Here is a 20,167-nt window from a genome sequence, read left to right on the forward strand (position 1 = left end):
AAATAATTATCGAACTCAGGTTATATGGTCAAGTCAACAGCCAGAACTGGTTACCGGGTTATCCTGGTAAAATAAAGCACCTGGATCCAAGTCCGCTGATGGAAACGAAATAACATGTTTAGTCAAAAAAACACCTGAATTGCATATTATAAGGTCAATTCAGGTGTTTTTGATTTTGCGCATAACTTCTGCAAATTTGCCATTGAAGAAGTTTTAGCCGTTGAGGTTCACTTTATATGGCTTGGAAGAGGCTGTATCATAAAGGCGATTTCACCTCAAATGCTGTCATGTTGTCCAAAGGACTCCTACGGAGAGCTTGTCGAAACACCTCAAAGCGTATTTAACAGGCCCTTCGACAGGCTCAGGATGACAAATCTATATTTATGATACAACCTCATTTATTATTTCCGTCGGTCAACCGTAAAGTGTAGCGCAGCTGCCCCCAGGATATTCGCATTTAACAGAATAGATGGTTCAATGCTTAAGGCGGAAACCGCACGTTTATATGCAAAACCATTAACTGTATCCCACATACTCTTGGAGTAAAAAGAAAAGGCTGTCTTTGCGCTTCCACCAATGAGGATACATTCACAATCCAGCGAACAGAGAATCATTTTAATCGCTTCGCCTAAATGCCGGCCGAAATCCTCATACATTTCAATCGCTTCCGCATCCTCCATTATTGCTCTTTGAAAAACAATTTCTCCTGTCGTTTGGTATACATGTTCGAAAAAGCGGCCACTTACATAATATTCGATATTTTTATCGAGATATTTTATCATTCCAAATTCTCCAGCGCCACCGTGTTTGCCGGTAAATAATTTGCCATTGATTACAATTCCTGCACCAAGCCCTGTTCCTATGGTTAATCCCACAATAGATTCATAGGGGAGGCCTGCACCAAAATGAAATTCTCCTAATGTAAAGCAATTGGCATCATTTTCTATTTGTACCGGAATATTATAGCGTTGCTCCAAAATCATTAAAAGATCCACCCCATTCAGCGCGGGAACATTAACCACATCATACAGTATCCTTGTTGTTGGATCCACAAGGCCTGGGATGCCTATTCCGATGGCTGCGATATCGTTATTAATGATTTTATCAATTACTCCGAAAATTTGCTCAAGAACCTGAGTTCTGGTGCCGTGCGAATGAAGGGCTTGTGAAACAAAGGATTGGATAATCCCGTTAACCACGATCCCCGCTCTTAAATTCGTTCCACCAAGGTCAATTCCTAGAATCTGAAGGCTCTTCATATTTAATTTTTATTTGACAGGTGGGCGGCAGCACCGCCATCTAAAAAAATGGTAAGGGATGGATGGCTCAGCAAGAGACTTCCGGGTAGATCACGCGTAACAGGCTCCTCTATCATTTTTCTGACAATTTCAGCCTTGTGCTCACCACTTACCATTAAAATGATATGCGTACTTTCCAGGAGTGTTCCCATTCCCAAAGTAATGCCTTCTTTCAGTATCTTGGGTTCATTGAAGTACTTTTGTCCAACCTGTCCGGTGATAGGATGCAACAGTACAATTTGGGTCCTACAATCAATTGCGCATCCAGGCTCGTTCATGGCGATATGTCCGTTCATTCCCAAACCGAGAATGACTACATCGATTCCCTTCTGATCGCTGATAAATTGTTCAGCATCTCTGCACGATTTGGGAAGATCTACCGAGCGACCGTCAAAAAAACAGATGTTGTCTTTACGGATGCCTAACGGGAGGAACAGGTCTTTATCAATTGAATGGCGGCAGCTTCCTTCATCTGTTCCGTTTAACCCCACCCATTCATCCAAACCCACAAATTTCCAACCGGCCACATCATATTTTTTGTCATGAAATCTTTCGATCAATTTCTTATATACACCTGCGGGTGTATCGCCAGATGCAGGGCAAAACAAGGGTTTGTCATAACCTGACATCAACTTGATTACATAATCGGCAACATTTACCGAAAGCTCTTCATACGTGCTGTAAATTTTTATTGTCATGGTTTTAATATTTGGAAATGTACTAAGGCTTTAACCAAAGGTCAATGGGTCTTTCTACTTTTGAACTAAATGGAAGCATTATTTTTTTGCCTTGTCCTGCCGATGCGTAGGCTGCATAGATGATCTCCAAAACTGTCCTGCCATCTTTACCGGTGATCAATGGCTCCCGGTCATTTTGTATACAATCTATAAAATGTTTTAATTCCTGAGGGTAACCCTGGTTAAAGGCTTCCTCGAACATACAAAAACTCCAGCCCACCGTAGTGTCTGTTTTTTCCATAGCATAACCATAGCCATTTTTGCTATAAGCAAGTACCGAATTTCCAACGAATAGATCGGCATATACCACACCGTCCGTTCCATAGATCTCACTACGGTCATCCATTCCCCCTTGTTTCGCCCAGGAGTTCTCCACAACGCCGGTTACGCCATTTTCAAATTCTATAATTACTATGGAGTTATCTTCACCCAGGGTTTTCTCCTTATGGAATACCGTATTCATCGACGCAGTAACACTCACAGCCTTAGTATTTTTCAACATCCACCTGAACCAGGCAATACCATGGCATCCCATGTCCATTAAGACACCGCCCCCTGATTGGTTGATATCATAGAACCAATCGGAATGCGGACCTGAGTGTTTTTCGGATTGTTTTAACATATAAACACTTCCAACGGCTCCCTCTTCCACTAATTTTCTGGCGCGCTCGTATTTAGGTGCAAAACAAAGCTCCTCCGCATACATCAGTTTCACATTGGCCTTTTCGCAGGCAGCAATCATTTCGTCAGCTTCTTCCAGCGTAACTGCTAACGGTTTTTCAATAATAATGTGTTTACCGGCTGCTGCGGCTTTTAGTGTTGCCTGTTTATGGAGGAAATTTGGTAGGCAAATATCAATGACATCAAAGTCAGCGTTTTTGATCAGTTCATCAATTGAAGAAAAATATTGGGCGATATGGTGTTTATCTGCAAAGGATTGGCCTTTATCAGCATTTCGTGCATAAACTGCGACCACTTCGGCTTCAGGGACAAATCTTGCATAACTCTCCATGTGGATGTCAGCAATAAATCCGGCGCCCAATATGGCAACTTTTACCTTTTTCATATTCTAATACTAAAATGGGTTGTTAAAAAATATTATATAATACGCTGGTGCTATTTCATTTTTAATCCATACCAGCCAACGTATGAGAAGCACAGCAATGGTAAAATATAAGAGAGCTGTATACCTATCGATGGATGGTCAGATAACAAACCTTGCAAGGGAGGAAGGATTGCTCCGCCAAGGATCATCATAATTAGCAGGGATGAGCCCTGCTGGGTATATTTTCCCAATCCTTTAATCGCAACAGGAAAAATACATGGCCACATGAGCGAGCTGAACAAAGCTGCCGAAACGATGCAGTACAAGGCATATTTACCATTCAACAGCAGCCCCCCAGCTATCATTATGATTGCAGCAGCAGAAGCGAAAATCAATATTTTGATGGGATTATTCCTGCTTATGAGCAGGGCAATAATCAATATAGGTAAAAACAAAGCATAGTCGATTATTTCGTTTAAAGAATAGCCCCCTAACCAGTTGACTAAAAGAACAATTCCAAAAGCAAGGAAGGGTACCAGACAGAGCAGAAATGTTTGTGCTGTTTTTGAAACTTTAAAGCTAAAAACAGCCCCGGTCCATCTTCCAATCATAAGGCAGCCGCCAAATAAACTTAAATAGGGAATCGCATCCCTGGCGGGCAACCCTAAAATTTTAGCAGAATGGATTAGGGCGGGCAGATTACTTTGCATGGTTACCTCACCGCCAACGTAGCAAAATACAGCAACCATACCCAGCACAAGCTGCGGGTATTTTAAAGCTCCGAGGTCTTTTACCGGTTCATCACTTAGCTGGCTGGTTTTGGGAACCGGGGTTTTGTAGAACCAAACTGCAAAAACCACATATAAAACTGCTAATACGATGTATGGTATACGCACAGACTGTAATGATAAAGCTGAGCCGTTTACTTTTGCTGCGAGCCCTCCAAATAAAAAAACGCTTAGTATTAGCGGTGAAATGGTATTACCGAATGAATTCACGCTACCCGCTAAAATTAAGCGATGCGCACCGGTATTGATATTTCCCAATTGCACTAATAATGGATTGGCCACAATCTGCTGCAGTGTAAAACCCAAAGCGATAACAAACAGACAAAGCAAGAAGAAGATATAGGAATGGATTGATGTGGCGGCAACCAATAATATGCTTCCAAAAGCGGAAAGCAATAAGCCCCTTATCATTCCTTTTTTTGAACTGATCTGTGGAAGCCAGCTGGCTTTTTTTATAGAAATAACAAAATAAATAATGGATCCAATGAAATACGCGATGTAAAATGAGAGCTCGACCAACTGCGCTTCGAACTGTGAAAGATGAAATGATTCTTTAAAAACGGGGATCAATAATGCGTTGCCTGATGCAGCAAAGCCCCAAAAGAAGAATACGCACACGATAACTACTAACAAAGATCTGTTCCCTGTTTGAGTATTATCAACATCAATCTGTTGGGTTTCCGGGGTGATAACAGCTGTTTTTATCATTTTGGTTTTTTTTAAGATCTGAATAATTTCAATAATAACTTTTAACTAAGTTGAGCATTTGTATCTCTTTATCAATTGTTTTAAGATGTAAACATTTAACTCAAACTGAAAGCCGCTCGCACTTTTTCCTGCCGGTACTGTTGGCATATAGGGTATCGGACCAAACTCTGTAGTAAAGGAAATCTCTTTTGTTCCACTTGCCCTATTGTATTCAACAATACTATCCCATATTTCAAAATGCCTTTCTGCCGTCTGTTGCCATTTTTCCAATCGGGGATCGTCTACCTGGGGACCTTGAGTATGGCCCATGCGGGCATGGATGTGTTTGGTATGTGGCAAACAGCTTTCGATGGCTTCCTGTTGGTCAAACAATAGACTCTCAGCAACACAGATCCAATGTGAAACATCTAAGGTAATCTGTAATTTAGGAAATTCCGTGAAATAAGGAGTTGTAAGGTGGGAGGCAAATGAAAACCGTCCACGATGTGTTTCGTGTGTAATACAAACGTCGCTTTTCGCTGAAATTTCTTCGGCAATCCTTAGGAGTTCTCCATTTTGTGCAGCAGTGAAATAATCTTTTCCGGTATGAGAGTTCACTTGAAAGGGTTTGGTCTTAATAAGCCTTTCCAGATGATAACGAAATGATTTTTTATGGGTGTTAAAATCACGGTCATTTGTTTCCCAATGCTGGGCGATAAACTTCAGCTTATATCCTTCAATTTTTTCCAACAATTCTGCTTTTGCATTTTCGTCTTCGGGAATGCCGATCTCTACCCCATCATAACCAGCCTGTTTTACGGCACTGAGAAAGTCATCCCAAGGCATATCTTCACTTCCCCAACGGGGACAGAAATAATTTATTTGCATTTATTTGGTGTAGTTTGTTGATGTTAGTTGGACTCCTTTGAGATTAAGGGCAGTATTTATTTTGCCCTTTCATCTCTTACCTTCCTACTTCCGGTATGATCGTATCCGCGTTCACGTTCAAATTTTATCATTTCTGCGGGTCTGAAATTGGTAATAAATGCACGACGGCGTTTATCCGTAGAATTTCCCCTGCTGTAATGTAGGGTGCCGCCATGGTGAAATATACAGCTTCCTGGTTTGATTTCGACAGCTACACCTTCCTCTTCATTAGCATCACATTGTAATGCACCGCCCTTTCCAGAGGGCCTGTGTGGTCTGATGGGTATTAAATGCGATTTTGGTACATACCACATACAGCCATTTTCTTTAAATGAGTCATCCAGAGCCACCCAGCAACTCGTAGCTCTTGTGTCAGGCATGCTTATCCAGTAAGCACAATCCTGATGCCATGGTGTTGGCGTATTTGTATAAGGTGCTTTATCGATCAGCATGTCAAAGTCAAGCTCCAGGTCATTTCCCAGCAACTGTTTGGCAATAGCCAATGACTTCTGGTGAAGTACATCTTGTAATAAAGACGGAACAATCCGGCTGGGTACCATGATCTGGGTAATTCGTTCAACAGCCTTATCTTCGGTTCCCGTTTCATTTTGACCAGCGAGATCTCCTCGATTCTCTGCGGCATTAATTTTGTTGGATAGGAAGTCTTCGTACAGGCAACGATAAGTTTCAACTTCCTCAGGCGTTAATAAATTTTCTACTAACAAATAACCGTTTACATAAAAAAAATCGATTTGATTTTGAGACAGAATATCATTCATCATAACACATAGGTTTTTATCAAAAATGCATGCATTATGTGTATAACCTGTTCATAAAAAAAGGATAGTATTATATTGAACCTAAGGGAATGGATAAGGAAAATATTCAGTTTAAACCACTTGGGAATCTTACTGTATATTTCCGTTGCAATAAAGAAATATTGCGAAGGGGAGGAAGTTTGGTAAAGGGTAAATTTAGCTTTTGGAAGGGGAGATGGGCTGTATCGCTTAAGCGGAAAATCCGGACGGATTGCATTTGATGAAGGGAAGAATTTATCCCTTCATCAAATGGATCTTATTTTTGAAGCGCTGGGCCTTGCGCTGGATCACGGGCCTTATCATGGCAAGTCTTGAGTTTCGCCCTTAGCGAAAGAGTTTGCTAAAAATCACTCCATAAGTATTAAATCAAGCGCAGTTTCTTTAGATAATCAATATTCACTTTTGCACTTTGTAAAGGAGTTTCATGATAAAAGCGGCTCTGCTCCACAAAAAAGTACTTCATGCCATTGTCTAAGGCCGTGGATAACAGGCGTGGATAATTGATTGTACCTTGCCCTAAATCACAGGAAGATTCTTCTTCACTGTCTTTGGGCAAACGATGCTTCAATATATCGCGCATGTGGCAGAGTTTAAAACGGTGCCTGTGTTCTTTGAGGTATTTTTCTGCGTTTTGGCCTTCGGTTATGGTATAATAATAATCCATTTGAAAATCAACCAGATCTTTATCCGTATTGGCTAAAAGAATGTCGATTGGTAATTGTCCATCTACTTTTTTGTAGGGATAATCATGTGGATGGTAGCCAAAACGCATACCGTACTTTTTGCAGATCTCTCCATTGCTGTTGAACTCATCGGCAAAACGTTTAAAATTGTCGATAGATTTTTGAGGTCCTTTCCATGGACAGACCAGGTATTTCATTCCGATTTCAGCGGCTTTTTCTACTTGCCTTTCAAAACCGCCTGGCTCATCATTATAGTGGCTTGAAATCACTTTCAGCCCGAAATTATTCGCTAGCTTTTTAAACTCTTTATTGCCGACGCCCCAAAACATACCCTGAGTACCACTATAGCTTTCTATCTGCGTATAACCCATTGTGCCCAATTGTTTCAAGGTGCCGGGCATATCTTTTTCCATATTCTCCTTCACCATATACAACTGGATGCCCCAGGCAGGCAGTTTGGGTGGGGCAGCAAAAATGTCATTCCCGAATAAAGGGATACTTAAGGCAAGAAGCCCTGTGTTTTTCAAAAAAGATCTTCTGTTGGTCATTATCTAATTTATTTAAAAATGATGGTTTTCTCCAGGTCTAAAAATATCAAAATCATTCCGTTCTGCGGCTGTAAGCAATGCGCCGGTTGTACTTAAGAAAACCACTGCACTGTACTTTTTTAAGTTACTTTCAGTAATTTTTCCAGCATCGGATGTTGTATCCACATCAAAATTATTTTCCTTCCCGAGTTTTACGATTGCTTTTATTCCTGCGGGAATAGAGGCATGGTGAAAGCCCGCTGTTCTAGTGAAAACTAGAATTTTTGGTTATGGTATAGGAAAGCCAAAAAACAAAAAGGGAATAAAAAATAATAAAATAAATTTTAGTCGCATTGGTCGATTTTTTTTATTGATAATAAAGTATGGGAATAAATGAAGCCACGGACAAGTACTTAAGCAAAAATAAATTCATGGCAATTAAAAGCCACTATCGTCCAATGCAAACCTATTTTTTCTCATTTGCCATTGGCCCTTTGTAAAGTCTGGGAACTCTTGCGGTTTATTTCCTTCTGCGATTGATTTTGCAGATAAAGGCGCAATAACGCTCATCGTTACCGAATCGTAGACATCAATAGGTGGGGTCTTTTTTTCTTTTACCGAAAGAATGAACGCATTAAAAACAAACCAGTCTACACCACCATGGCCCGCCTCGCTTGCATCCTTTTCGTGTTTTTTCCATAGGGGGTGGTCATACTTCTCAAACCAGGCTTTGGCCGGTTCCCATTCATCATCTTTTGACACATGGTCAATGTAGATCGATTGATTGAGGTCCATCCAGATACCTTTGGTGCCCTGCACCCGGAAACCGAGAGAATATGGTCGTGGTAGATGGGTATCATGGGTCAAAAGAACAGTCTCTCCATTCGCGCAATTCAACATGGTCTGTACGATATCCCCTTCTTTATATTTGATATTGGCATTTGGATGCCTTGGTGCAAGTTCCTCCACATAAGATGCCAGGCCCCGCGCTTTCGAGCTGAACGAAACCAGATTGGTAAACCTATTACCCCGGTTGATGTTCAGGTAGTTCATTACCGGACCCGCCCCATGTGTAGGATAAAGATCGCCGTCGCGGTCGATATTGAATTGGGTACGCCATTGAGCCTCACTGAGCGCCCCTTCGCCGAATTCAACACCACCGCCATAGACCTGCCTACCATTATTGAACAACACATCCCGAAGGTTATGTTGATATCCTCCTTCAGCATGTACCAATTCCCCGAATACGCCCTGGCGGACCATATTTAGTACGGCCATAACATCACGTCGGTAACAAACGTTTTCTAAGGTCATGTAAGGCACGCCTGTGGTCTCTGATGTATGAACGATCTCCCAGTGATCATCAAGGGTTAATCCTGCTATCACCTCGCATCCCACATATTTACCCGATTTCATCGCATCTACGGCCTGACTACAGTGAAATTGCCATGGCGTTGCGATAATAACCGCGTGGATATCTTTTCGATCCAGCAATTTTTTATATGCATCTAAACCACCAGTATATTCCACCGCTGCGGGCTTACCACTTTTTGCTATGCGTTCCCGGCAAATTTTTAGTGAGCGTTCCTGAATATCGCAAATGGCAACGATCTCAACGTCGTCGCGGAGTAGGCCTGCTGAAATGTGGTTCATACCTCTTTCTCCCACACCAATGTAGCCAAGGCGCACTTTTTTCTCCTCTGTAGCAAAAATAGCAGTCGATGGTAATATAGTAGCCCCGGCGAGGCTGATTGTGCTATTTTTTATAAATTCTCTTCTTAACATATTTAAGATTTATTGGGTTATTGTCGATTTTTTTGAACATAATCATCTGAGGGGCTGTTTCTTACGTCCGTAAAACTTTAACACCTGAATAAGTATTTATCAGTTCTGCACTTTGGATCACTTTACCAAAAAAACTTATCTTGATCGGTATAGATAATGGAGGTTCCACAATGATCTTCAACCCCAGATAACTGTTTTGAATGAAAAGATTGATCCGATTTTGTGACAGCATGTTAAACATCATAATGTATATGTTTAACCAAAAATACCTGCACAGTATGAATAACCTGTTCGTAAAAAAAGGATAGTACTATATTGTACTTAAGGAATGAATAGAAAGATTTATTTCTTTTCTAACCTGCTTTTATCTCTGTAGGGGTCTTGCCGGTATACTTTCTCATTACAGTAGAAAAATATTGTGGTGTAGAGAAATTTAGTGAGTAGGCAAGTTTTGTGATCGATATGTCGGGCTGGTCATTTATAATCTTGATCGCTAAAAAAATGCGTTGACGCTGGATGTAATCAATCGGGCTGAAGCCGGTATTCTGTTTAAACCAAATCTTAAATCTGGATTCTGAAAGGTGAATCTTGTTAGCCAGGTCTTCAATCGAGATGTATTCTGTAAGATTATTGGTAATGTGTTCGGTAATCACATCTAAGCGCTTGTCTATCGTTTCGGTCTGCATTCCCGAAACTTTATCCAGCACATGTAATAAAAAATTTTGAACTAAATGTTCAATCCAGATCTTTTCAACAACCGTTTTTTTGCGGAGTGCATTTTTTTTAAAAATAGTCTCCAGGATTTTTTTGCATTCGTCTCCTCCGCGGAAATGACGGATTTCCTTTTTTATAATCAGATCCAGTAGACTGGCCACGTTGGCGCAAATCTTATTGCCGGGCTTTAGTTTGATATTATCTATTTTGATTATCAACCAATATAAACAACCTCTTTCTTCCGGTTCACCACCTGTACTGTGGACTTCGCCCGGGAAATGGATAAAAATGTCGCCTCCGTTAACCAGGTGTTTTTTGTTGTTGACAAAAAACAATTGACTTCCTTTATCACAGTAGCATATTTCTATCATACCTACATGTGTATGTTCCTCCAGATATTTTTCAGCTTTGCTATATTTATATCTGCCCAAAACGCATAGATCATCATATCCCTCCTTTTGGAAGTTAATGATAGTCCTGTTTCTTGTTGATTTTACATCGAGTTGCATAACGTTTATTGGTATTAACAATGTTACAAAAAAAAAGGCTTTGTCAACCTGAAAATCGAAAAATTCAATAGGTGCAACCCCAAGGCCTCAGCTGGCCACTTTCCGTATTCCATTTTTTTTATAGTGGTTTACCTATAATGGCTGTTTTTTGATTGTGATATAAACCGATCGGCTTGGTTCGCGGAATAAATAAATTGGGCTATAGCTCCACCCGTATTAATTTTCAAAATGGTTGGCTTTACTGATGACAAACATCCTTGTTATCAGATTGAGCGGTAAACCAAATTGTTCATTTTAGTATCGAAGTATTCTTGTGTAAGAATATCATGGGGGGTATCATTAAGTTTGTTTAATCAATCTGGTAATTGCCGACTTAACAAGGAATTAAAAATGTAACTATCCTTGAAATATAAAATAAAAGTCTGTAGCTTATATATGATTGATACGCCGCATACCAAATATATTTTGTAACCAAACCAAACCATGACAAAAAAAATCACATTCACTTCAGTATTCATGTTCCTGTTACTGAGTATTTGTATTCCAAATGATCTTTTGGCGCAAATACAACCAAGCTCCGGAACTACCGTTACCGGTAAAATAAGAGATGGATCAGGTCAGGCATTGCCTGGGACAACTATCCTAGAAAAGGACACCCAGAACGGGGTTATTGCAAATAGCAATGGGGAATTTAGTATCAAATTGAAAGGTTCATCGCGGACATTAATATTTTCCTTAATTGGGTTTGTTTCAAAGAGCGTTACGCTGCAAAACAATCAATCGTTGCTAGTTGAATTAGATGCTTCAAATAATGCGTTAAACGATGTTGTAGTCGTAGGCTATACACAAAGAAGAAAAGTTGACCTTACTGGAGCTGTAGCCTCGGTTTCATCAAAGGAATTGGAAAACAGGCCTGTTACCAACGTTGCCCAGGCTTTGCAGGGACAGGTTGCTAACCTTAATGTGACGCCAAATATATATGGCGCGGGCGGCGCTCCGGATGCAGAACCCAATATAAACGTGAGGGGATTTACCGGTTTCGGTGTGCTGGCAGCACCTTTGGTTGTAATTGACGGTATTCCTGGTGGAGATCTGAATTCGATCAATCCCTCGGATATTGATAATATATCACTACTAAAGGATGCGGCATCTTCGGCTATATATGGCTCAAGTGCTCCTTATGGGGTTTTGCTTGTCACTACAAAACGCGGCAAGGAAGGGAAACCAACGATCAACTATAGTAATAACTTATCTATTAGCCAGGCAATAAACCTTCCTAAGATGGTCAATTCTCTTGATTTTGCCAATCTCTTTAATGAGGCATTCGTAAATGCTGGACGGGCTCCCTGGTATAATCAGGAGACCCTTGGCCGCATCAAGGGCTACCTGGATGGAACGATGAAAGATGAGACGATCAAGGATCCAAACCATGACGATTGGTATGGTTCAGGGCTTGGATACTTCACGGGCGCAGGTCCGAATACGGGCAATGGCAACAATGACTGGTTTAAAATCTATTTTAAACCGTGGGCTTTTAGCCAACAGCATAATCTGAGTGTTTCCGGTGGAAGTAAATCAACATCCTATTATCTGGGTGCAGGTTATACCTCTAAGGGAGGGATGTATAATTTTATGAGCGACAGTTATAGCCGTTCCAATGTGAGGGCAAATGTGTCGACTGAAATAAACAAATGGTTGACCTTAAATTTCCGCAGTGCCCTGTCCAGACAGTCTGGCAATACCCCGGCCACTTATCCGGATGCCACTGGTGGTAATTACATGCACCAAATAGCAAGAAAACTTCCCACCACGCCATTGTTTAATCCTGATGGTGAATATTCTGACTATTCAGGCGTTAAACTCTTTACTGAAGGGGGAAGGAATACCTACGACAAGGATAAAGTGAATGCAACGGGCGAGCTGGTTATCAAACCGGCAACTGGCTGGAATATTACTGGAAATTTCACTTATAATGGAACATATTTCAATTCGAAAAACTTCAATAAAGTAGTATATACAATACAGCCTAGCGGAAACAAAGTTCCTGAATTCCAGACAAATCCAAATAATTCGTTAGAAGAGAGCTATGGAACAAACGCAGACTATGTAACGAATATTTTCTCTTCATATGAGAAGAAAATCAACAATCATTATTTCCAGATTTTAGGAGGATATATAAAGGATTTCCGGGCTAATAAAATGCTTTACGCATCAAATTCTTTGTTGTACTCAAATGACATACCCTCTTTAAATCTTACTTATAATCCTTCTCCGTCGGTTGCGGATAATGATACCAGACTAGCTATGGAAGGGTATTTTGGTAGATTCAATTACAATTATAAAGATAAGTATCTATTGGAACTGAACGGAAGATATGATGCTTCCTCTCGTTTCTTGGAGAATAAGAGATGGAATCTTTATTCCGGTCTCTCAGGGGGATACGTAGTTTCGGAGGAAAATTTCTGGAAACCGTTAAAAAACTATGTAAATTTATTTAAATTAAGAGGATCGTACGGGTCACTGGGAGACCAATGGGGAGATAATCCGGGACAGGATAACTATTACCCTTTTTATCCTAGCCTTACCACTGTTGCCCCTACAAACACCAGCTGGATATTTGCCAACGGCCGCCAATCTTATGTTGGCCCTCCGGGCCTGGTAAACCCTAGTCTTACATGGGCCACCATTAAATCACTTAATATGGGCGTAGATATGGCTTTCTTTAATAATAAATTATCAATGTCATTTGATCATTATATAAGAAAAGCTACAGATTTTGTAGGGCCTTCGGAAAACCTGCCTAGCATATTGGGGACAGCAGTTCCGCAAGCTAACAATGCATCGATGCAAACCAAAGGCTTTGAGCTTACCCTTGGATGGAATGATAAAATAAATGATGTAAACTATTACGTGAGAGCGGTTTTGAGCAACAGCAAAAGTACCGTTCAAAAGTATCCTAATACAACCAAACTCCTATCTGATTGGTATGAGGGAATGGTAATGGGAGAAATATGGGGATATGAGACCCAAGGTTTATTTCAAAGTGCTCAGGAAATAGCAAATGCACCAAAACAAACGGCAATAAATGCAGGGAACTGGACACCGGGAGATGTGCGTTACAAAGATTTAAATGGCGATAACGTTATTAATTTCGGAAATAATACCGCAGATAATTCTGGTGACAGAAAAGTTATAGGCAATAGCTCTCCACAATATTCCTACGGAGTGACAGTTGGTGGAGACTGGAAAGGGTTTGACGTTTCCATGTTCCTTCAGGGAGTAGCCAAAAGGGATGCATGGGTAGGATCGGATATGTACTTTGGAATTATTGGAGGGGAATGGGGCAGTACTGTTATGACACAGAATTTAAACAGATGGACGCCTCAGACACCTGATGGCTTCTTTCCCAAATATTATATGTCCGGACAGATGAACAAGAATATCCAAACGCAAACAAGGTATCTGCAAAATGCAGCTTATATGCGCATAAAAAATATTCAGCTCGGCTACACGATATCTAAAAACCTGTTATCACATGTAGGAATTCAGAAACTGAGGGTTTACCTCAGTGGAGATAATCTTGCCACATTTACAAAAATGCAAAAATCCCTAGATCCTGAACTGGCAGTAGATGAAGGTAAGATCTACCCATTACAGCGCACGCTTTCTTTCGGATTGAATGTTACTTTTTAAACTGAAAACTAATGAAAATAAATAAAATATTACTGGCAGCCATAGTATTGGTGTCAGCATCCTGCAAAAAAGGTTTTCTCGATCAAGTGCCCAAAGCCAACATCAGTAATGCTGAGTATTGGAAATCTGCCAATGATCTGAAATTATATGCCAATGGTTACTACGATGCTCCGGTTGGAGCACCATCCAATTATAACACGACACTGCTTCCTTCTTTTTCCGGGTATAATCAGGCAGGTAATTATGGTGAGGACGCAGATCAAGGTAGTGATAACATGATTTCAATTCCATATAATCCTACTTTAAACAGTGAAAATGTTGTACCCGCAAGTGGAGGCGGATGGGATTGGGCACAATTAAGGACCATTAACTATTTTATGGCCAACTATCAAAAAGTGACAGATAAGTGGGATAATGTAAAGCCGTATGTAGGTGAAACGCTATTTTTTAGGGCTTTGTTTTATTTTAACAGGCTTAAAAATTTCGGTAATCTGCCCTGGGTTGATAAACCACTTACCAATCTTGACACGCAGGAATTATTTCAAGGCAGACAGTCACGTAATGTTATCGTAGATCATATTTTAGAGGATCTGGACAAGGCAATCGAATATCTGCCCTCAAATGGAAGCGGCGAGACTTTCAGAATAAACAAAGAAGTTGCCATGTTATTTCAGTCAAGAGTAGCTTTGTATGAAGGAACATGGGAAAAATATCATGCCGGAACACCTTTTGGTGTCTCAGGTCAGGACGGAACAAAATATCTTCAAAAAGCCGCCAGTGTTGCTAAAGCACTAATCGATAATCCTCATGGATATCAATTAGATAATGCGGGAATGACTGATGGTTATTGGAAACTGTTTAACCAGACTGATTATAGCAGCAGTAAAGAGGTAATGCTTTGGAGAAAGTTTGACAATAGCATGGGCTTGTCTCAAAGATGGTACTTGTTTGTTCCTATTGCGTTGCAAAGAGGAATAACAAAAAGTTTAGTGGATGATTACCTTTGTAAAGATGGAAAGCCTATTGCCGCAAGTACACAATATCAAGGGGATAATACTTTGGCGAATGTAGTAGCTAATAGAGATCCTAGATTGCAACAGACTGTATTTGTACCGGGTACCGCTATTACCACAAACCGAGCGAACGGCGCAGCAAATGTAGTTTTTACAAGACCTGATTTTACCAATTCAGCCAATGTTCCAACAGGTTATGAATTATATAAAGGCCATAATACAGATGCTTTACAGCAGGTCGAAAATTCTACCCAGGCGCTGATCTACTTTAGATTTGCAGAGGTCTTATTAAATTATGCAGAAGCAAAAGCTGAATTGGGTGCCATTACCCAGGCAGATCTTGATGTGAGCGTGAATTTACTTCGCAACCGGGTGGGGATGACTCCTTTGTCAATCGGAGGAATTACAACAGATCCAAACTGGAAGTTCCCAAGTCTTTCTCCAATAATCAATGAAGTGCGTAGAGAAAGAAGGGTTGAATTGGCTTGTGAAGGCTTCCGACACGACGACATCTACCGTTGGGCTGCAGGAGGTATTTTAATTACCAATTGGAAACCGAAAGGAGCCAAATTAGCACAATGGGCAACAATGTTTACGCCTGAAACACTGAGCAAATATCCAACAGATGCGAATGGATATATTGAACCTTTCAAAAATATTGGTTCAATGGCCAATGGTTACCAGTTTAAAGTTAGCAGAGATTACCTGTGGCCATTACCGAGTGACCAATTGGTACTGAATCCTAAGCTAGGACCTAATAATCCGGGGTGGTAAGCGGAAATTAAAGACTTTATAAATCGAATTAGATCGTCCCAAAGATCAATCAACTAAGGCTCGTCCTGTTTTTACAGGGCGGCCTTTTTATGGCAGATGAAATAAAACTATTAATTTAAACCCTGTGCGTAACGCATTAATTATTGAAATAAACAATATAAGGTTTTTGAGTACCTTCTAAAAAGACAAAATGATGAAAAAATCTTTGTGGACACTTATCTTTTTTTTCGCCGGATACATGGTTTTACAGGCACAGCCTACCGTGATCCCACAACCATTAAGTATGCATCTTAGGGGCGATGAGAAACTTGCCGTAAATTCTGGGCTGTATATACAGTATGACAGTAAACTCGCGGCAGAAGCAAATTTACTTTCGCAGGATCTGAAAAAGGTGACGGGCATTGATGTAAAGGTAGGCCAGAATGCACCCAAAAACGCCAGTATCTTCACTATCATAACTTTGACACTTGATAAAAGTGTTACTTCAGGTGATGGAAGCTATGGATTGCAGATCAATAATAAAGGTGTGAAGATTACGGCCTCTGAAGCCTCTGGTATCTTTTACGGCGGTGTTACCTTACAGCAATTATTAAACCAGCCAACAAAGGATAATAAATATTGGCAATTCCCTTTAGTGGAAATCCAGGATAAGCCGCGGTTTGGCTGGAGGGGCTTAATGCTCGATTGTTCGAGGACATTCATGGCACCTGAATATTTAAAGAAGACAATTGATAGAATGTCCTTTTATAAGTTGAATACGCTTCACCTGCATTTAACTGATGAGCAGGGATGGCGCCTGGAAATAGAAAAATATCCGTTGTTAACCAAGCAAGGGGCTTATTTCGATAAAAAATATAATGAACCAAAAGAATTCGAAGGATTTTATACCCAACAGCAGATCAAAGAGATCGTGGCATATGCGCAGCGCAGACATGTGCAGGTTGTTCCTGAAATAGAGAGCCCTGGACATTGTACAGCCGCACTGAATTCCTATCCTCAACTTTCCTGTACCGGGAAGACAGATGATATTGCCCCATTCTTTGATCGTGGCGGTTTGGATGTTTTCTGCGCGGGGAACCCCGATAGTTACAAACTGCTTAATGAGGTAATCAAAGAAACGGCTGGACTATTTCCATCACCGTATTCGCACCTGGGAGGGGATGAAGTGCCCAAAAACCGGTGGAAAGAATGTCCTAAATGTCAGGCCGCTATGCATGCCAATAATATAAAGGACGAAGAAAAGCTGCAAAGTTATTTCATGAGCCAATTAGGCACCGAGGTAGAGAAATATCACAAGAGACCGGTAGCATGGGATGAGATTTTAGATGGGGGCGGAATAAACAAAAACTGGGTAATTATGGTGTGGCGTGATCAGGAAACGGGTATGAGAGCAACAAAAGATGGATATGATGTGGTAATGTCTCCTTCATCATCACTTTATTTTGATGAGCTTTATTCGATAACCAATACCAAAAATGTATATACTTATGAACCTATTCCTGCAGATGCCAGCCCCGAAGAGAAAAAACATTATCTGGGCATCCAGGGCAATTTCTGGTCACACATTTGCCGTACCGAATCAAAAATAGATTACCAGCTGTTCCCACGCGTATTGGCCCTGGCTGAAAGAGCCTGGTCTGATCAAACCGTAAATGACTTCGACAACTTTGCAAAACGTAAAGCTGGCCATATTTACTGGCTTAACTTTTTTGATATAAAGTATAATAAAGATGCACAATAAGGGTAAGTACCGACTGCCGGTGCTAGCCAGGCTGTACTGAAAAACTTTTAACTATGAAAAGAAATTATTTTATCGTGTGTCTCTTATTCGGATGCTGGCTGTCCAGCTTTGGGATGGGATATCAAAAGGCGGGCAACAAGAATCTCATCGTCTCTTTTTTGGAGATCAAAGGAAAAAATACAGGCTGGGGCCTTGCGGTGGTCATCCAGACCCCAGAAGGCCGCACCTACCTGTATGACACCGGACCGGGGCAATATCCCAACGCGAATTTTGATGAGGGGAAGGATATGATAGCCCCGTTTCTCAAAAGAAATAATATTAAAGTTATTGACGGTATCATCATATCGCATCCTCATAAAGACCACTTTGGAGGTTTAAAGTATCTGATGGGCAGTTTTAAGGTTAAAGCATTATATGATACCGGGTATTCCGGATGTATAAACTGCGAGCCCGAGTATGATGATTATAAAAGAGAATATATTGCCAAAGGAGGAAGATATCAGCGCATAAAGCAGGGAGATAAACTTGGCTGGGACAAATATTTAGACGTTGAAGTACTGTCACCTCCTCCTGGGTTTCTTAAGGATGAAGATGAAGCCAACGTGAACTCTGCGGTAGTCCGAATAAAATATAAGAAGAATACCTTCCTTTTAACAGGGGATATCCCGCAGGCAGGGCAGGAATACCTATTAAAACATTTTAACGCAAGAGACTTACAAGCAACCGTATTATCGGCTCCCCATCACGGATATGACTCATACCTTCCTTTTGCAGAAGTAGTAAAACCGAAAATTTTGGTAGCCAGTAGTTTGAATGGAGCTGAGGAGCCTGCTTTAAAAGCGAGAGAAGTTTTTAGCAAGGTGGGTTCTGAAGTATATGCAACCTGCTGGAATGGAACTGTTAAAGTGGTTTGTGATGGCAATAAGTGTACGGTACAAACCGAACGTAATGACAATCCTAATGTGCTTCCTGGCATTGTTCCAAGTAAGCGCTCCAGCAATGGTTTCCTGCCTCCGGGATGGATTAACCTTCACGACGAGAAGTATGCAACACCGACCGACGGAACAATCTCCGGTGGCGGGAGAGATGCCACTTCGGCCATTATGAGGGCACTCGCTGATGTCCCGCTTGGCGGTACGCTGTTAATGGGACCTTATGTCTATCAGATTTCTGGAGCGAATGGAATCGACCTGTCCTCCCGTCTTGACGTGCATATTGAGGGCGCTGGTGGAGGGATGGGAGGCAATCACGATCAATATAACGGGACTTATATCAAGGTAAACGGCAAGAATAATGCTTTTACGATCAGTCCTTCAACGCAGGGACAACAAGGGCCAACCTTTTCGAAAATCCATGTGTACGATGGGTCGGGAGAATCAACTGGCTGGTATGTCAAAAACTGTAACAAGTCGCAATGGAACCGTTGCAGCGTGGTGAATGCCAATAAAGGTTGGGTTTTCACAGCTACCAATGCTCCTGATTGGGATAATGCCTGGCATGTGCTCTACGATATCACCACCTTTCATTGCCATTATGGGCTTTGGCTGGGGGGGAACTTCGGCATCTCGGTGTTTGGTGCCGATATTGATGTGGCTGGCGACTCAGGATGCGGCCTGTTTCTTTCAAACTACGCACAAAACAACAAGTTTTACAATGTGATGATTGACGGCTCGACGGTTGGAGGTATCGGGACCGGTACTGGAATTGAGGTAGATTCGACAGGCGCCCATGACAACGAATTCTTCGGTCTGAAGGCAGAGGGCTTGCGCACGACGGTTAAGTTAAGATCACCATCACCAGGAGGAGGTAGATATCCTACAACAGCCATCAAGTTCTTTGGCGGCTCCATGTCCGGCTATGCCGGCACTGAGCAAATGGTTGACATCGGTGCTAACGTAGGCCGAACCCTGATTGATAACGTAGCGTTCACCAACAGCGACAATTATACATCGATGGTTTCCGATAAAGGCTGGAATACAAAGTGGATTTATGCGGATGACGATGCACAGTTCACGGATTCTTTTGCGGCTACCTATATACCGTCCAATCTACACAAAGGACGAACGAAGGTGGTGACAATGACCGGAAATATCAGTTCGGTGGCATCTATGCCGGGTGGGTATAAGGGCGCCCGATCCAGAATCATTTTTGTCCAGGATGCTAGGGGTGGGCACAGCCTTCCAGCCGCAGACTCATGGACGGGATACTATATGGATAGGATTTCGAATACAAATAATAAGGCTTTAAAGAAGACTACATTCGACTTCGAGTACGACGGCACAAAGTGGATTCAGGTGAGTGCCGCCAACACTTGGTTTTAACTTAGCTATATATAGAAATGGTTGAAAAAAAATATTCTTTGGTACTAAAACGGCTACTAGGTAACCTGATCAAATTAAGCCCACTGGGGGATTTCATATTTTTTGTT

At 41.3% G+C, this 20,167-nt stretch carries 14 protein-coding genes; 4 read left to right on the forward strand and 10 right to left on the reverse strand.

Annotated features, from left to right (window positions below):
• Positions 1-401: 401 nt before the first annotated feature.
• The 10 genes from AW17_RS13695 to AW17_RS13735 form a co-directional block, all read right to left on the reverse strand.
• The gene (locus AW17_RS13695) at positions 402-1,259 is read right to left on the reverse strand and encodes an ROK family protein (protein ID WP_029277307.1); all 858 of its coding nucleotides are present in this window, start codon (positions 1,257-1,259) and stop codon (positions 402-404) included.
• 2 nt (positions 1,260-1,261) lie between these two features.
• Positions 1,262-1,996 carry a glucosamine-6-phosphate deaminase gene (locus tag AW17_RS13700; protein ID WP_029277309.1) on the reverse strand — a complete coding sequence of 245 codons (735 nt, stop codon included), beginning with the start codon at positions 1,994-1,996 and terminating at the stop codon, positions 1,262-1,264.
• 22 nt (positions 1,997-2,018) lie between these two features.
• Positions 2,019-3,101 (reverse strand): Gfo/Idh/MocA family protein, encoded by a 1,083-nt coding sequence (locus AW17_RS13705; RefSeq protein WP_029277311.1) that lies wholly within the window; start codon positions 3,099-3,101, stop codon positions 2,019-2,021.
• A gap of 50 nt (positions 3,102-3,151) precedes the next feature.
• A complete protein-coding gene (locus AW17_RS13710; protein ID WP_051691839.1) occupies positions 3,152-4,576 on the reverse strand; it encodes an MFS transporter in 1,425 nt (474 codons plus the stop codon).
• A gap of 45 nt (positions 4,577-4,621) precedes the next feature.
• Positions 4,622-5,443, reverse strand: coding sequence for a sugar phosphate isomerase/epimerase family protein (locus AW17_RS13715; protein WP_029277315.1), 822 nt, complete (start codon positions 5,441-5,443; stop codon positions 4,622-4,624).
• 56 nt (positions 5,444-5,499) lie between these two features.
• The gene (locus tag AW17_RS13720; RefSeq protein WP_083488715.1) at positions 5,500-6,264 is read right to left on the reverse strand and encodes a phytanoyl-CoA dioxygenase family protein; all 765 of its coding nucleotides are present in this window, start codon (positions 6,262-6,264) and stop codon (positions 5,500-5,502) included.
• 397 nt (positions 6,265-6,661) lie between these two features.
• Positions 6,662-7,531, reverse strand: a complete 870-nt coding sequence (locus tag AW17_RS13725) for a sugar phosphate isomerase/epimerase family protein (RefSeq protein WP_029277319.1) — start codon at positions 7,529-7,531, stop codon at positions 6,662-6,664.
• A gap of 12 nt (positions 7,532-7,543) precedes the next feature.
• Positions 7,544-7,792 carry a ThuA domain-containing protein gene (locus AW17_RS23645; RefSeq protein WP_083488716.1) on the reverse strand — a complete coding sequence of 83 codons (249 nt, stop codon included), beginning with the start codon at positions 7,790-7,792 and terminating at the stop codon, positions 7,544-7,546.
• Between the two features lie 156 nt (positions 7,793-7,948).
• The gene (locus tag AW17_RS13730; RefSeq protein ID WP_029277320.1) at positions 7,949-9,295 is read right to left on the reverse strand and encodes a Gfo/Idh/MocA family protein; all 1,347 of its coding nucleotides are present in this window, start codon (positions 9,293-9,295) and stop codon (positions 7,949-7,951) included.
• Between the two features lie 353 nt (positions 9,296-9,648).
• The gene (locus AW17_RS13735; protein ID WP_029277321.1) at positions 9,649-10,518 is read right to left on the reverse strand and encodes an AraC family transcriptional regulator; all 870 of its coding nucleotides are present in this window, start codon (positions 10,516-10,518) and stop codon (positions 9,649-9,651) included.
• A gap of 483 nt (positions 10,519-11,001) precedes the next feature.
• Here AW17_RS13735 and AW17_RS13740 point away from each other — a divergent pair, with 483 nt between their 5' ends.
• From AW17_RS13740 to AW17_RS13755, 4 genes are all read left to right on the forward strand, one after another.
• On the forward strand, positions 11,002-14,211 hold the full coding sequence (locus AW17_RS13740; RefSeq protein ID WP_051691841.1) for a SusC/RagA family TonB-linked outer membrane protein: 3,210 nt from the start codon (positions 11,002-11,004) through the stop codon (positions 14,209-14,211).
• 11 nt (positions 14,212-14,222) lie between these two features.
• Entirely contained in the window at positions 14,223-15,998 is a 1,776-nt protein-coding gene (locus AW17_RS13745; protein ID WP_036669925.1) for a RagB/SusD family nutrient uptake outer membrane protein, read from the forward strand.
• 193 nt (positions 15,999-16,191) lie between these two features.
• Positions 16,192-17,739, forward strand: coding sequence for a beta-N-acetylhexosaminidase (locus AW17_RS13750; protein WP_051691842.1), 1,548 nt, complete (start codon positions 16,192-16,194; stop codon positions 17,737-17,739).
• A 53-nt stretch (positions 17,740-17,792) separates the two neighbouring features.
• On the forward strand, positions 17,793-20,060 hold the full coding sequence (locus tag AW17_RS13755; protein WP_083488718.1) for a ComEC/Rec2 family competence protein: 2,268 nt from the start codon (positions 17,793-17,795) through the stop codon (positions 20,058-20,060).
• Positions 20,061-20,167: the final 107 nt, after the last annotated feature.

The sequence above is a fragment of the Pedobacter borealis DSM 19626 genome, assembly GCF_000708285.2.
In the GTDB taxonomy this organism is placed as follows: Bacteria; Bacteroidota; Bacteroidia; order Sphingobacteriales; family Sphingobacteriaceae; genus Pedobacter; species Pedobacter borealis.